A 13,757-nucleotide genomic window follows, 5' to 3' on the forward strand; every position below is an offset into this window, starting at 1 on the left:
AGTACACGCGCCCACTTGTATGACTATCGCCGAATACGGCAAAACGGTGGATTCGTCGCAAACACAAACTATTGGACCGGACGCCGGAAGATCACCGACGCGTTGGTACCGCCAAAACCGAAAGAATTCGACAACGCGACGTTGACCTCGCGCTTCTTCGCCTTGTGCGGCACGAGATCGATCGCAGTCTCGACCGATGGATTGTCCAAGTTGATGGTCGGTGGCACGACATTATCGCGAATCGCGAGAATGGCGAAGATCGCCTCGATCGCGCCAGCCGCACCCAGAAGGTGACCGGTCGACGATTTGGTCGAGGACATCGCGACCTTGGAAGCGGCATTGCCGAGCAGACGTTCGACCGCACCGAGCTCGATCTCGTCACCGAGCGGTGTCGAGGTGCCGTGCGCATTGATGTAGTCGAGATCGGACGCGGTGAGGCCGGCGCGCTTGAGCGCTGCCGCCATGCTGCGGAAGCCACCGTCGCCGTCGGGTGACGGCGAGGTGATGTGGTAGGCATCGCCCGAGAGACCGTAGCCGATCACCTCGGCATAGATCTTCGCGCCGCGGCGCTCGGCGTGTTCGAGCTCTTCCAGGACCAGAACGCCGGCGCCCTCGCCCATCACGAAGCCGTCCCGGTCCTTGTCGTAGGGACGCGAGGCCTTCTCAGGCGTTTCGTTGAAGGCTGTCGAGAGTGCACGCGCGGCGTTGAAGCCGGCAATGCCGATGCGGCCGATCGGCGATTCCGCGCCGCCCGCAACCATGACGTCGGCATCGCCGAGCGCGATCAGGCGGGCGGCATCGCCGACCGCGTGAGCGCCGGTCGAGCAGGCCGTGACCACCGAATGGTTCGGCCCCTTCAGCCCATGCTTGATCGAGACATAACCGGAGGCGAGATTGATCAGGCGGCCCGGAATGAAGAACGGCGAGACCCGGCGCGGCCCGCGTTCCTTCAGCAGGACCGCAGTCTCGGCGATACCGTTGAGGCCGCCGATGCCGGATCCAATCATGGTGCCGGTGGCGCATTTATCCTCTTCGGTCTCGGGATGCCAGTTGGCATCGTCGAGCGCCTGGCCGGCTGCGGCCATGCCGAAGATGATGAAGTCGTCGACCTTGCGCTGGTCCTTCGGCTCCATCCAGATGTCGGGATTGAAAGTGTCGTTGGTGCCGTCGCCGCGCACGACCGTGCAGCCGATCTTGGTCTGAAGATCGGAGACATCGAAGCTCTCGATTTTGCGTGCGCCGCTTTCGCCGTCGAGGATGCGCTTCCAGGTCGGCTCGACTCCGCAGCCGAGTGGCGAAACCATGCCAAGACCCGTAACGACAACCCGCCTCATGTCCGAAAACTCCGCATCGAAAGATTCACGGCCAATAACAAGAAACCGGCTGACCGCTGTTGGGCGGTCCGTCCGGTTTCAATGTTGTCCCCGCGAAAATGAAGAGCGTTAGCTCTTCGCGTTCTTCTCGAGAAACTTGGTGGCGTCGCCGACGGTGAGAATCGTTTCCGCGGCATCGTCCGGAATCTCGCAGCCGAATTCCTCTTCGAACGCCATCACCAGCTCGACGGTGTCCAGACTGTCGGCGCCGAGGTCGTCGATGAAGCTCGCAGCGTCGACAACCTTCTCGGGTTCAACACCAAGGTGTTCGACCACGATCTTCTTAACCCGCTCGCCAATCTCACTCATTGCATAACCTCGTGTTGTTCCCTGTAGACCCGACCCCCCGGGACGATACGAGCCGTCGTGGTCGTTGACTGCCTTCGCTTACGAACTTTGATCTGGCCCCATCCTAACCGATGCAGGCCCGGCGAATGACGGCCAAGGCTCCGCATCGCCAATATACAGGGTTTCAAAAACCTGCAATGGCGTTCTTTGCCCATCCGTTGAAGGTCCGGTTATCATACTTCAATTGCGTTGACTACAAGCCTCATTTCGCTCCGGAAACGGCCGTTTGCCGCATTCGGCTGCCCAAGGGGCGGTGCGGCATGAGGCGTCAGATCATGGCCATGCCGCCGTTGACGTGGATGGTTTGGCCGGTGACATAGGCCGCTTCGTTCGAACTCAGGTAGACGGCGGCCGCCGCGATGTCCTCTGGCGTCCCCAGGCGATTGGCCGGAACCTTGGTCAGAATCGTTTCGCGCTGCTTGTCGTTGAGCGCATCGGTCATCGGGGTCTTGATGAAGCCGGGAGCGATGCAGTTCGCGGTGACGCCGCGCTTGGCGTATTCGGCACCCAGCGTCTTGATCATCCCGATCAGGCCTGCCTTCGACGCAGTATAATTGCCCTGCCCCGGGTTGCCGGTGACGCCGACCACCGAAGTGATGGCGATGATGCGGCCGAAGCGCTTGCGCATCATCAATTTGGTTGCGGCGCGGGCAAGGCGGAAGGTCGAGGTCAAATTGATGTTGATGACCTCCTCCCAGTCCTCGTCACGGAGCTGCACGAAGAGATTGTCGCGCGTGATGCCGGCATTGGCGACGAGGATGTCGACCTGTCCCATCGCCGCCTCCGCAGCGGGCACCAGCGCTTCGACCTCCTCGACTTTGGAGAGATTGCAGGGCAGCACATGGGTGCGCTCGCCGAGCTTGCCTGCAAGCTCATCCAGCACTTCCTTGCGCGTCCCCGATATCGCGACGGTGGCGCCCTGCGCGTGCAGCGCCTGCGCGATCGCGCCGCCGATGCCGCCGGTTGCGCCGGTGACGAGCGCCTTTTTGCCAGTCAGATCGAACATCGATAACTCCTCCAAGGCACGATCCGGAAACGCGCGCAGCGGTTTTCCGAAAGGGTCGTGCGTCAACTGTAGAACTCGCGCGCGACGACGAATTATCGCGCTTCAGGCCTGCTTGGCAGCAGCCAATGCATCTTGGGCAGCAGCAATGTCGTTGGGACCACCGACCGCAACGCCGACGGCACCGTCTGCGATACGCTTGACCAGGCCCGTCAGCACCTTGCCGGCACCGATCTCAAAGAAACGGGTGACGCCCTGCCCCGCCATATAGGCAACCGACTCGCGCCACCGCACAGTGCCGGTGACCTGCTCGACCAGGCGCCGGCGGATCTCGTCGGGATCGGTGATCGCGCTCGCCAGCACATTCGACACCAGCGGGGCGGCCGGCGCCTTGATCGTGACCCCGGCCAGCGCCTCCGCCATTGCGTCGGCAGCCGGCTGCATCAGTTTGCAATGGAACGGTGCGGACACCGGCAGCAGCATTGCTCGCTTAGCGCCCTTGGTTTTGGCGATCTCGACGGCGCGATCGACCGCAGCCTTGTCGCCGGAGACGACCACTTGCCCGCCGCCATTGTCGTTGGCGGCTTGGCAGACCTCTCCCTGAGCGGCCTCCTCCGCCACCGCCACGGCGGCCTCGTAGTCGAGGCCGAGCAGAGCGGCCATCGCACCGACGCCGACCGGCACAGCTTTTTGCATTGCGAGACCGCGGATGCGAAGCAGCCGCGCCGTGTCGGAAATCGTCAGGCTGTCGGCCGCGGCCAGCGCCGAATATTCGCCGAGCGAGTGGCCGGCGACGAAGGCCGCATCCCGCCGCACGGAAAACCCGGCTTCGGCCTCCAGCACCCGCAGGGTGGCGATAGACACCGCCATCAGGGCCGGCTGGGCGTTTTGGGTGAGCTGGAGGGTTTCAGCCGGACCATCCCAGATGGTCGCCGTCAGCTTCTCCCCCAGCGCGGCATCGACCTCGTCGAACACGGCGCGCGCCACCGGAAAGGCATCGGCCAGGGCCTTGCCCATGCCGACCGCCTGGGAACCCTGCCCCGGAAATGTGAATGCTGCCGTCATCGGCGCTCCCTGCTTGTCGGGCGTGATCCCTGCGAGAACCGGCAGCCGATGACTCGCGGCCTTAGGCCATGGTTCCGGATCAAGCTCCAAAGGGGGCCGTAGACACTGTCCGGGGCCGGAATGTCAAGCCAAGATGGGAACTTCGATCAGCCTTCGACTGGCAGCCTTCAACCGGAGTGACGGGTTCCTAGAATCCGCCAGCCGTCTGGTTGGCATCGACCTCGGACCCCGCCTGCGCACGGCGCGCGCTGTTGACCAATTGCCCCGGCCGGTCATCGCGGTTCGGCTTCGCGGTCGCAAGCCGCAGCACGGCGGCGTAACTCGGTTGCACCTCCATCCGGCCCGCATGCCGGCTCTCACTCAGCAAGCGGTGCACCTTCGGCAGATTGTAGCAGGGCACGTAGAACAGGAGATGATGTTCGAGGTGGTAGTTCACGTAGTACGGCGCGATGAACAAGCGCTCGAGGAAATTGGCATAGGTGGTGCGGGTATTGCGCAGGGGATCGTTGCTGTCAGGTACGACCGCGTGCTCTGCGATGTTGCGGATGCGGGTGATGACCATCATCCAGGTCAGGAGCGGCAGCAGCCATAGCAGCGGATAGGCCCACCACACGCCGGCCGCCGTGAGCGCTGCGAACATCGCGCCATTGACCAGACATTGCGGGCCAAGCTTCTCCCACAAATGCGCCGCGCGCTGCCGCGATGGCCAGTCCTTCGGCCCGAGCGCGTTGAGCAATTGCGCCTTGCGCTGCTGGTAGCCGGTCTGCCCGGTGAGGTCGCGAATGAACTTGCGGCGATAGCTCAGCTTCGTGATCGGAAACGGCGCCGACAGCACGAGATCGGGATCGTCCTCCTGCTGGGTGCGCGCATGGTGCTGAAGGTGATAGCGCCGATAGCTGCGCGTCTCCGCAAACAAAGGATAGGCGCAGAACCACTGGCTTAGGGTCAGATTGGTCTTCTCGTCGGGGGACAGGCAGCCATGCGCGCCGTCATGCATGAGGATCGCGAGCCCGAGCTGGCGCGAGCCGATGATGGCAACGGCGAGCACATAAGTGATCGGATTGGGCCACCACGCGACCAAGGCGATTGCCGCGATGATGAGCGCCCAGGCGTGCGCGATCAGCGCGACGCCTTTCCAGGTCACGCGCCGGCGCACGTCGGCAAGTTGCTCGTCGGTCAGGAAATCGCGGGCACGCATGCGAAGCGCAGTCATGGCCTAATCCTCCTCATTCGAATTGCTCGATGCGTCGCGCGCGTCGACGAGGCGCAGCCGCGCAGTGTCATCAGAGGATTTCGCCTGTTCGCCCAGCACGCGCAGCATCTCGGCGCACAGCGCCTCGGGCGAACGGCCCATGGCGTAGCCCTCAAGGATGACGCCGATGGCGACGGCCCAGAACCGCCGCGAACTCTCGTCGGGCGCGCGCAGGGAGCGCCAGCCGTGCCGCGCGACCTGGCTCGCATAGGCCCGCGCACCTTCCCTGTGCAGGCGCTCGATGGTGCGCTCGACCAGCGGCGCGAGATCCTGGCGCCGCCGCGTCAGCGTCAGCGCCTCGGCGAAGAAGGCCACCGAATCGCTCGTCGTCACGGTCTCGGCCAGCGCGTGGGTATAATCCCGCGGCGCGCGCGCCTTCAGCGCCGCCTGCTCGGTCGCCCGCGCCAGATACAGCAGCTCGCGGCAGGCGCATTCGACGAACAGCGCCTCCTTGGTACGGAAATAATAGGTGATCTGGCTCGGGAACGCGTTCGCAGCGGCCGCGATGTCGGTGATCGCCGTACCCGACAGCCCCCGCTCCCGAAACAGCGGGCTCGCGGCATCAAGCAGCAGCGAGCGCATTTTGCGGCCGGCCGACCGCGTGGCGCGGGCGGCGTGTTTGGGATCGCCTGCCTCCTTGAGGGGCTCGTGGGCCGGCTTTTCTGCCATTGGAGCTCGCTCCGCTTGATTTATTTGTATGATATACAAACAAATAAATCAAGCCGGTATGATGGTCGGCGGCGGATCCGGCCGCCCGCATTGCGATCCCCGCGCCGAAACGGCGCCTGCAACCTTGCCAAGTCAGCCGAAATCCGTATAAGGCGCCCATCCGCAGACCCCGGCCGGGAGCTGAACGGACGGTCTCAGCAAATCATTCGTGATTTTGGTGTGGCAGGGCCAGTCGGCCCGTCGTCCCGTGTTTCCGCCTTCTGAGCTTAATCCCAGAGTCCTTTCCGAAGGCCTCTTAAGGGCTTGACGCCGGGCGATGCGCCAACATGAGGAAAGGACTTCCATGGCTCTCTATGAGCATGTTTTTCTCGCGCGCCAAGACGCGAGCACGCAGCAGGTCGAAGAGCTGACTGCGCAGATGACCGGCATCGTCGAAGGTCTCGGCGGCAAGGTCACCAAGACCGAGAATTGGGGCGTACGCTCCCTCACCTACCGCATGAACAAGAACCGCAAGGCGCATTTCGTGCTGCTCAACATCGACGCGCCGTCCGCGGCGATCGCCGAGATCGAGCGCCAGGAGCGCATCAGCGAAGACGTGATCCGCTATCTCAGCGTCCGCGTCGAGGAGCTCGAGGAAGGCCCGTCCGCGATGATGCGCAAGGCCGACCGTGACCGCGAGCGTGACGACCGTGGCGGCGGCTTCCGTGGCGATCGCGAAGGCGGTGGCTTCCGTGGCGACCGCGAGGGTGGTTTCCGTGGTGGCGATCGTGAAGGCGGCGGCTTCCGCGGTGACCGCGGTCCGCGCCGTCCGCGTGAAGACGCTGAAACCACCACCACCACCACGACGGATGGGGAGTAAGAACAATGGCTGAAGCTGGTGCACGCCGCCCGTTTTTCCGTCGCCGCAAGAGCTGCCCGTTCACGGGCGCGAATGCTCCGAAGATCGACTACAAGGACTCCAAGCTGCTGATGCGTTACGTCTCCGAGCGCGGCAAGATCGTGCCGAGCCGCATCACCGCGGTGTCCGCGAAGAAGCAGCGTGAGCTTGCCCGCGCCATCAAGCGCGCGCGGTTCCTGGGCCTGCTGCCCTACGTCATTCGCTAAGACGAATACGGCCGGCGGCGACACGCCGCCGGCCGTACGACCTAGTTTCTCATAAGGCTTCCGGGTCGTCCGGTCGCCGATGGTTGGGGCGAGATGCCTCTAACCGCTCGAAGGGAGCGGGACAGCTGATGATGGCCTTTGGACTGATAGCCCTGATCGCCGGCGCTGCGTCGGCCCTGATGTTCGCCTCGATCATTTCGGGCGCGCTGATCTCGCTCGTCCTGTTCTATCTCGCACCGCTGCCGCTGATGGTCGCTTCGATCGGCTGGGGACCGCTTTGCGCGAGCCTCGGCGGCATCGCCGCCGCGCTTGGCCTCGGCGCCCTGTTCGGCCTGCCCTATTGCATCGCCTTCGCCCTCACCGTCGCATTGCCGGCCTGGTGGCTCGGCCATCTCGTCCTGCTCAGCCGGCCGGTCGGAGCCGCCGCGCCGGAGCCCGCCGCCGAGCCGCCCACCGAGCCTGCGCTGGAGTGGTATCCGGTCGGCCGTATCCTGCTGTGGATCGCGGGCTTCGCCACACTGACCACGATCGCCGCGCTGCTCACGATCGGCACCGACGCGGAGACCATCACCGGCACGCTGCGCCGTGGCTTGATGCGCCTCCTCCGCGCCGCCGACCCGCAGAGCTCCGGCGAGACCGACCAATTCGTCGGCGCACTGGTGCGTATCTTGCCGGCGGGTGCCACCATCGTTGCGATGATGACGCTGACCCTCAACCTCTGGCTCAGCACCAAGGTGACGGCGACGTCGGGCCGGTTGCGGCGCCCCTGGCCGGACCTGATGACCGCGGAGCTGCCGCCGATGACGCTCGTGGCGCTCTGCGTCGCGCTCGCCTTCTGCTTCACCGGCGGACTGCTTGCGATCGCGGCGCAAATCGCGACGGCTGCGCTGATGATGGGGTACGCGCTGACCGGCTTTGCCGTGCTGCATACGCTGACGCTGGCGCTGAAGAGCCGCACCTTCTGGCTCGGCTCGACCTACGCCGTCGTCGTCGTGTTCGGATGGCCCGTCATCGCGATGGTGATCCTCGGCCTCGCCGATGCCGTGTTCGGCCTCCGCGAACGCTTCCTTCGCACGCGCCAGCCACCGCCGCTGCCGACCTCTTGAGTTCAAGTCCGAAAGTTCAAGTTCGAAATTCCACCTCACTCAACACATCAAAGGAGAACGAATATGGAAGTCATTTTGCTGGAACGCGTCAACAAGCTCGGTCACATGGGCGAAGTCGTGAAGGTTCGCGACGGCTATGCCCGCAATTTCCTGCTCAAGCGCGGCAAGGCGCTGCGCGCCACCGCCGACAACCGTGCCAAGTACGACGGCATGAAGGCCGAGCTCGAGGCTCGCAACCTTGAGTCCAAGGGCGAGGCGTCCAAGGTCGCCGAGAAGATCCAGGGCAAGAACATCATCGTGATCCGTCAAGCTTCGGAAGCCGGTCAACTGTTCGGCTCGGTCAACGTGCGCGACATCGTCGTGGCGTTCGAAGCCGACGGCGTTTCGCTGTCCCGCCCGCAGGTTCAGCTCGATGCGCCGATCAAGACCATCGGCAAGCACACCATCACGGTCGCCATCCACCCCGAGGTCGAGGTCGAGATCAGTGTCACCGTGGCGCGCAGCCAGGACGAGGCCGAGCGCATCAACCGCGGCGAGGACATCTCGAGCCGGAACGAAGACCGGGATGCTGCGGCCGAAGCGATCGCAGCCGCCGGCGAGTTCTTCGACCCGGAAGCCCTGCAGGACGACGCCGAGCCGGCGCCGGCCGCGGAAGAGACCGAGAAGTAAGCCTCGCGTTCGCGCAGGCTTTCGAAGCCCGGTCGCCTCAGGCGGCCGGGTTTTTCGTTGTGGCGGCACAATCCTTGCTCAGCATCGCGATCGACGCGAGCGCCGTCGCCGTATGGTCTCGACCCCGGCGCTGACGCAGAAAACGCCGGCTGCGGCGACGGAGACCTGACGGCCCGACTTGATCACCCTCGCCCGGCAGATCCGCTTCTCGCCGACCGCGGGCGACAACAGATTGAGCTTGTAGCCGAAACGACGAAGGCCGCGCGAGAGCGCGGCCTTCGCATGTCTAAAAATGTGGTCGCCTATCGCGAAATCGGCGGCGTCGGCGGACCGGACGATTCGGCTGGCGCCGGTGGAGTCGCAGCGGTCGCGGGCGGCGCCGGTTCCTGCGACTTCGCTGGCGGTTCGGCGCTCGCGGCGGGCTTGGGAGCAGCCTCTTCCGCCGCCTTGGGCGCAGCTGGCTCGGGGGGCTTCGCGGCGGACGGTGCGGCCGGCATCACCTGCGGCACCGGATCGGGCCGCAACGCCGGAGCTTCGCTGCCGCGCGGCTCCACCTTGGCGCTTTCCGGCTTGGCCTCGGCGGGCTTGTCGGACGGCTTGCTGCCTTCGGGTTTGCTGCCTTCGGATTTAGCTTCGCCGGAATCCACCTTCGCAGTCTCGGGCTTTGTCTCAGGCTTGGACTCGACCTTCGGCTCGCTCTTCTTGTCGTCTGCCGTCGGCGCCGCGGCATCGACCTTCGGCGCCTCATCACTTCCCGGCTTGCCGCGCTTGCCGAGACGCTTGGCCTTGCGCCCTTCGGGGACAGCCTGGCCCTCGGGCTTCGCACCTTCCTTCGTTCCTTCTTCGGCCGGCCGCGCGGCGCGCTTCTGACGCGCGCCCTCGGCCGCGGGAGCGGCACCCTCGCCTTCCGGCTTGGCGGACTCCTGGGAACGTTGCCGGCGGCCCTGATGTTCAGGAGACTGCGCGGGATTGGTATTGGCTTCCTTGTCCTTATCCTTGGCGCCGTCCTTCTTGTCCTTGCCGTCCTTATGGCCGTCCTTCGCCTGGAAGCGGGTGTCGGTGGCCCCGTTGGAGACGAGGTAGGAGGCAAGCACGCCGGCCATGTCGGGGCTGGTCGTGTAATGCTGGCGCAGGAAGCCCGGCAAGGAGCCCGGCGCCACTGTTTTCAAAAGGCCGCGCGGGCTCTTGTGACATGCATTACAGGTCTGCGCGAAAAGCTGGGATGGGGCCTTGCCGGCCTCGAGGTTCGTCGCCTGCGCGAAAACGGTATCGGTCGCGCCGAAGCCGATCAGAAGCAAGATCGTCGCGAGGCTGAGCGCTCGGCTCGACATTCCCATCATCTCCATTGAATTCCGAGAGGTGCAGCCGGCAGGCGGCGCCGCGGCGGGTCACCTTTTATCCGATTGAGCCGCGAATGGAAGCAGGCACCGCGCGCAAGGATGTGATTAAGCGGTTTTGGAATATCCGCTTTGAGCACAGCGCAATAGCGGGCCCGGGACACCTCCCTAGATCTAGATGCAAGCGCATAGGAACCGCTGAGATGCCCGGGCGTAGGGTGTGAAAGGCCGGGTTAGTCGCATCTCTTCGGGTTCGCTCGAGAGGATGGGTGCCGATGGACCGATTGTTGCGTCAATTCCTGTCTCAATTCATCCGCCGCGGGTCGATGACGGTGACCACGGCGAAGGGCTCGAAGTTCACCGTCGGCGACGGCTCGGGCGAACCGGTCGCAGTCCGCTTCGTCACCGCGGACGCAGAGCGGAAGATCCTCGTCAATCCCGAGCTCGGGCTTGGCGAGGCCTATATGGACGGCGAGTTCATTGTCGAGCATGGCACCATAGCTGATGCTCTCGCGATCCTGCTCGGTCAACCCGAGCTGTTGCCGCACTGGGCAAAACCCTGGTGGCACCTGCGCTATCTGGTGCGGCACCTGAAGCAGTTCAATCCGCGCCCGCGATCCCGCCGCAACGTCGCACATCATTACGATCTCGATGCGAGGCTCTATTCGCTCTTCCTCGACGCCGACAAGCAATATAGCTGCGCCTATTTCGAGACGCCGGAGAGCACGCTCGACGATGCACAGCTTGCCAAGAAACGGCACGTCGCCGCAAAGCTGCTCGTCAAGAGCGGCCAGCGCGTCCTCGACATCGGTTCGGGCTGGGGCGGACTTGGGCTCTATCTCGCCGAGATCGCAGGTGCTGACGTCACCGGCATAACGTTGTCGACCGAGCAGTTGCAGATCGCCAATGCGCGCGCAGCCGAAAAGGGCCTGACCGGATCGGCCAAATTCCTGCTTCAGGACTATCGCGACATCGCCGGTCCGTTCGACCGCATCGTCTCAGTCGGCATGCTGGAGCATGTCGGCGCCCGCTTCTACGACACCTACTTCCGGCGCTGCGCCGAGCTGCTGGATAAGGACGGCGTCATGTTGCTGCACTCGATCGGCCGTTCGCAGGGCCCGGACTCCACCAATCCCTGGATCGCCAAATACATCTTTCCGGGCGGCTACATCCCCGCCCTCTCGGAGGTGCTGCCGGCGATCGAGCGGGCGGGCTTGCTGGTCTGCGACATCGAGATTTTGCGCCTTCATTACGCCGAAACCCTGAAGGCATGGCGCGAGCGCTTCATGGCGCGACGCGAAGAAGCCGTGCAGCTGTATGACGAGCGCTTCGCGCTGATGTGGGAATTTTATCTAGCAGCCAGCGAGATGACGTTCCGCAAGCAGCATATGATGAACTTCCAGATTCAACTCACCCGCCGTCAGGGCGTCGTGCCGATGACGCGCAACTACATCGCGCGTGAAGAAGCCCGACTGCGGGCCGTCGAAGCCGGCGCCACGCCGAGGCTGAAGCTGGCTGGTGAATGAGTCCTAGTGGCGCAGGGTCGAAACCGGAGCGGACGGGGAAGAGGCCGTTAAGGCCAATTGCATCCGCAGCGCTTTCAGGATTTCAGGGGCGACCGGTTCCCGACGCACTTCCGGCCGCTCAGCGTGCTCCATGGCCGCGATCAGCCCCGACAGCCAAAGTCGGCTGCCTGCTTCGCTTCGCCAATTCCAGGGCTGCCGTTCTGGCCGCATCGCTTGCCTCGTTCCCTGGTGGCAGATCAGGAGACAACCCCCCGCCCGCTAACCTGTTCCGGCTGTACCCCCGAAAGAATCCGGGGAGATGTGATCTGCTTCACATAAGTCTCGTCGGCCCTGGCTTAGACCGTCGCCATGAGCAACAAGACCAAAACCTCATTCGACGTGCAGGACGACCTCCGCACCGATTACGCCCTGATCGCTACCGGCGTCGGGGCGGCCCTGGTTGCACTGGTCTACCTCCTGCTGGTCTAAACCGAGCCAAAAGCGCCTCGCCGTGCGTCATTTGCGCGCGTCTCGATATGTCTGCCCGGCAACCCGTCAGGTTCACTTCATCGGGCGTTTTCCGGGGTGCGTAACGACCGCATCTAGGCCGCGACCTGGTTCCACGAAAATCCGTCAAGCGCGGCGCGTGCTGCGGCGGTCAATCATCCACCATTTTAATGATCGGTTGATAGCGGCGAGCTTTTGCTTCCGCTTTGGGCTGAGGCGGCGCTTTATCCCGGCCCCGCATCCGCCCCAGAAAATTGCTATCGCTCGACCATGGCCCTGACTGATTCGAACGTTCTCAAACTCGCGCCCGAAGCCGGAACCCCGGCCTATCGGAGCGCGCCGCATAACATCGAGGCGGAACAGAGCCTTCTGGGCGCGATCCTGGTCAACAACGACGCGTTTTACCGCGTCTCCGATTTTCTGGAGCCGAAGCATTATTTCGAGCCGCTGCACCAGACCATCTTCGAGACCGCCAGCAGCCTGATCCGGATGGGCAAGATCGCGACGCCCGTCACCCTGAAGACCTTCCTGCCCGCCGACACCGACATCGGCGGCATGACCATTGGGCAATATCTGGCGCGCCTCGCCGCCGAAGCGACCACCATCATCAATGCGCAGGATTATGGGCGCACCATCTACGATCTGGCATTGCGACGCGACCTGATCGGCATCGGCGAGGACATGGTCAATGTCGCCTATGACGCCCCGGTCGACTTCGCGCCGCGGGCGCAGATCGAGGACGCCGAGCGCCGCCTCTACGAACTCGCCGAATCCGGCCGCTATGACGGAGGCTTCCAGAAATTTTCGCAGGCGCTGACGCTTGCGGTCGATCTGGCCGCGAAAGCGTTCCAGCGCGATGGAAAGCTGTCGGGCATCTCGACGGGCCTGCGCGACCTCGACACCAAGATGGGCGGGTTGCAGCACTCCGACCTCATCATCGTCGCCGGCCGCCCCGGCATGGGCAAGACGTCGCTTGCAACCAACATCGCCTACAACGTCGCCCGGGCCTACGTTCCAGAACTCCAGGCCGACGGCACCATGAAGGCCGCCCATGGCGGCGTCATCGGCTTCTTCTCCTGCGAAATGTCTGCCGACCAGCTCGCCACGCGTATCGTGGCCGAGCGCACCGGCATTCCCTCCTCGTCGATCCGCCGCGGCGGCATCTCGGAGGCCGATTTCGAGAAGATCCGCGAGGTCTCGATCGAGCTGCAGTCGCTGCCCTTCTATGTCGACGAGACCGGCGGTCTCTCGATTGCGCAGCTCATGGCGCGCGCCCGCCGGCTGAAGCGGCAGAAGGGCCTCGACCTCATCGTCATCGACTACATCCAGCTCTTGTCGGGTTCGGGCAAGCGCAGCGAAAACCGCGTGCAGGAAATCACCGAGATCACGACCAGTCTGAAGGCGCTCGCCAAGGAACTCAGCGTGCCCGTGATTGCGCTTTCGCAGCTCTCGCGCCAGGTCGAATCACGCGACGACAAGCGGCCACAGCTATCGGATTTGCGCGAATCCGGCTCGATCGAGCAGGACGCCGACGTCGTGCTGTTCGTCTATCGCGAGGAATATTACCTCGGAAACAAGGAGCCGCGCCCGGGCACACCCGAGCACGAAAAATGGCGCCTGGACATGGATCTTGCGCACGGCAAGGCCGAAGTCATCATCGGCAAGCAGCGCCACGGCCCCACCGGCACCGTCGATCTGGCCTTCGAAGCGTCGGTCACTCGGTTCGGCGACCTTGCGCCGGACAGCCAGGTGCCGGACCGCGGCGGCGGCGACTACTGAGTTCCCTGGGTTGAACCTGACCGGCCTCTTGCGTAAAACG

13 protein-coding genes and 1 pseudogene are annotated in these 13,757 nt (G+C 64.3%); 6 read left to right on the plus strand and 8 right to left on the minus strand.

Translation table 11 applies throughout. The features are described from left to right. Nucleotides 1–68: 68 nt before the first annotated feature. The 6 genes from fabF to BcanWU425_RS23405 all read right to left on the minus strand — a co-directional run bounded on the left by fabF (nucleotide 69) and on the right by BcanWU425_RS23405 (nucleotide 5,710). A complete protein-coding gene (fabF, locus tag BcanWU425_RS23380) occupies nucleotides 69–1,334 on the minus strand; it encodes a beta-ketoacyl-ACP synthase II (RefSeq protein WP_026233736.1) in 1,266 nt (421 codons plus the stop codon). Nucleotides 1,335–1,442: 108 nt separating this feature from the next. Then, nucleotides 1,443–1,682, minus strand: a complete 240-nt coding sequence (locus BcanWU425_RS23385) for an acyl carrier protein (protein ID WP_006020277.1) — start codon at nucleotides 1,680–1,682, stop codon at nucleotides 1,443–1,445. Between the two features lie 307 nt (nucleotides 1,683–1,989). Further along, nucleotides 1,990–2,727: a 3-oxoacyl-[acyl-carrier-protein] reductase gene (gene fabG, locus BcanWU425_RS23390; protein WP_085396013.1), complete on the minus strand. Its 738-nt coding sequence runs from the start codon at nucleotides 2,725–2,727 to the stop codon at nucleotides 1,990–1,992. Between the two features lie 102 nt (nucleotides 2,728–2,829). Further along, entirely contained in the window at nucleotides 2,830–3,789 is a 960-nt protein-coding gene (gene fabD / locus BcanWU425_RS23395) for an ACP S-malonyltransferase (protein ID WP_204510989.1), read from the minus strand. A gap of 187 nt (nucleotides 3,790–3,976) precedes the next feature. Beyond that, complete coding sequence (locus tag BcanWU425_RS23400) at nucleotides 3,977–5,002, minus strand: fatty acid desaturase family protein (protein WP_204510988.1); 1,026 nt, start codon at nucleotides 5,000–5,002, stop codon at nucleotides 3,977–3,979. A gap of 3 nt (nucleotides 5,003–5,005) precedes the next feature. Next, nucleotides 5,006–5,710: a TetR/AcrR family transcriptional regulator C-terminal domain-containing protein gene (locus BcanWU425_RS23405; RefSeq protein WP_204510987.1), complete on the minus strand. Its 705-nt coding sequence runs from the start codon at nucleotides 5,708–5,710 to the stop codon at nucleotides 5,006–5,008. A 343-nt stretch (nucleotides 5,711–6,053) separates the two neighbouring features. Between BcanWU425_RS23405 and rpsF the strand changes: the two genes are divergently transcribed. The 4 genes from rpsF (at nucleotide 6,054) to rplI (ending at nucleotide 8,589) form a co-directional block, all read left to right on the plus strand. Then, the gene (rpsF, locus tag BcanWU425_RS23410; protein ID WP_085352909.1) at nucleotides 6,054–6,569 is read left to right on the plus strand and encodes a 30S ribosomal protein S6; all 516 of its coding nucleotides are present in this window, start codon (nucleotides 6,054–6,056) and stop codon (nucleotides 6,567–6,569) included. Nucleotides 6,570–6,574: 5 nt separating this feature from the next. Continuing rightward, nucleotides 6,575–6,814 (plus strand): 30S ribosomal protein S18, encoded by a 240-nt coding sequence (gene rpsR, locus BcanWU425_RS23415; RefSeq protein ID WP_007592020.1) that lies wholly within the window; start codon nucleotides 6,575–6,577, stop codon nucleotides 6,812–6,814. A 128-nt stretch (nucleotides 6,815–6,942) separates the two neighbouring features. Then, nucleotides 6,943–7,920 carry a hypothetical protein gene (locus BcanWU425_RS23420; RefSeq protein WP_204510986.1) on the plus strand — a complete coding sequence of 326 codons (978 nt, stop codon included), beginning with the start codon at nucleotides 6,943–6,945 and terminating at the stop codon, nucleotides 7,918–7,920. A 63-nt stretch (nucleotides 7,921–7,983) separates the two neighbouring features. Continuing rightward, complete coding sequence (gene rplI, locus BcanWU425_RS23425; protein ID WP_007609316.1) at nucleotides 7,984–8,589, plus strand: 50S ribosomal protein L9; 606 nt, start codon at nucleotides 7,984–7,986, stop codon at nucleotides 8,587–8,589. A gap of 37 nt (nucleotides 8,590–8,626) precedes the next feature. Here the strand turns inward: rplI and BcanWU425_RS23430 are convergent. Next, a pseudogene (locus tag BcanWU425_RS23430) lies at nucleotides 8,627–8,865 on the minus strand (PaaI family thioesterase); the annotation flags it as partial. Nucleotides 8,866–8,891: 26 nt separating this feature from the next. Then, nucleotides 8,892–9,920 carry a hypothetical protein gene (locus BcanWU425_RS23435; protein WP_204510985.1) on the minus strand — a complete coding sequence of 343 codons (1,029 nt, stop codon included), beginning with the start codon at nucleotides 9,918–9,920 and terminating at the stop codon, nucleotides 8,892–8,894. A 281-nt stretch (nucleotides 9,921–10,201) separates the two neighbouring features. Here BcanWU425_RS23435 and BcanWU425_RS23440 point away from each other — a divergent pair, with 281 nt between their 5' ends. After that, nucleotides 10,202–11,452: an SAM-dependent methyltransferase gene (locus BcanWU425_RS23440; protein ID WP_204510984.1), complete on the plus strand. Its 1,251-nt coding sequence runs from the start codon at nucleotides 10,202–10,204 to the stop codon at nucleotides 11,450–11,452. Between the two features lie 756 nt (nucleotides 11,453–12,208). After that, nucleotides 12,209–13,717, plus strand: a complete 1,509-nt coding sequence (locus BcanWU425_RS23445) for a replicative DNA helicase (RefSeq protein ID WP_018459126.1) — start codon at nucleotides 12,209–12,211, stop codon at nucleotides 13,715–13,717. The last annotated feature ends 40 nt before the right edge of the window (nucleotides 13,718–13,757 follow it).

The sequence above is a fragment of the Bradyrhizobium sp. WU425 genome (assembly GCF_021052305.1).
GTDB lineage: Bacteria > Pseudomonadota > Alphaproteobacteria > Rhizobiales > Xanthobacteraceae > Bradyrhizobium > Bradyrhizobium canariense_D.

Bases quoted from the DNA above. Each gene is read 5' to 3' on its own strand.
- fabF (WP_026233736.1), bottom strand. From the start codon at position 1,334: ATGAGGCGGGTTGTCGTTACGGGTCTTGGCATGGTTTCGCCACTCGGC.
- BcanWU425_RS23385 (WP_006020277.1), bottom strand. From the start codon at position 1,682: ATGAGTGAGATTGGCGAGCGGGTTAAGAAGATCGTGGTCGAACACCTT.
- fabG (WP_085396013.1), bottom strand. From the start codon at position 2,727: ATGTTCGATCTGACTGGCAAAAAGGCGCTCGTCACCGGCGCAACCGGC.
- fabD (WP_204510989.1), bottom strand. From the start codon at position 3,789: ATGACGGCAGCATTCACATTTCCGGGGCAGGGTTCCCAGGCGGTCGGC.
- BcanWU425_RS23400 (WP_204510988.1), bottom strand. From the start codon at position 5,002: ATGACTGCGCTTCGCATGCGTGCCCGCGATTTCCTGACCGACGAGCAA.
- BcanWU425_RS23405 (WP_204510987.1), bottom strand. From the start codon at position 5,710: ATGGCAGAAAAGCCGGCCCACGAGCCCCTCAAGGAGGCAGGCGATCCC.
- rpsF (WP_085352909.1), top strand. From the start codon at position 6,054: ATGGCTCTCTATGAGCATGTTTTTCTCGCGCGCCAAGACGCGAGCACG.
- rpsR (WP_007592020.1), top strand. From the start codon at position 6,575: ATGGCTGAAGCTGGTGCACGCCGCCCGTTTTTCCGTCGCCGCAAGAGC.
- BcanWU425_RS23420 (WP_204510986.1), top strand. From the start codon at position 6,943: ATGATGGCCTTTGGACTGATAGCCCTGATCGCCGGCGCTGCGTCGGCC.
- rplI (WP_007609316.1), top strand. From the start codon at position 7,984: ATGGAAGTCATTTTGCTGGAACGCGTCAACAAGCTCGGTCACATGGGC.
- BcanWU425_RS23435 (WP_204510985.1), bottom strand. From the start codon at position 9,920: ATGTCGAGCCGAGCGCTCAGCCTCGCGACGATCTTGCTTCTGATCGGC.
- BcanWU425_RS23440 (WP_204510984.1), top strand. From the start codon at position 10,202: ATGGACCGATTGTTGCGTCAATTCCTGTCTCAATTCATCCGCCGCGGG.
- BcanWU425_RS23445 (WP_018459126.1), top strand. From the start codon at position 12,209: ATGGCCCTGACTGATTCGAACGTTCTCAAACTCGCGCCCGAAGCCGGA.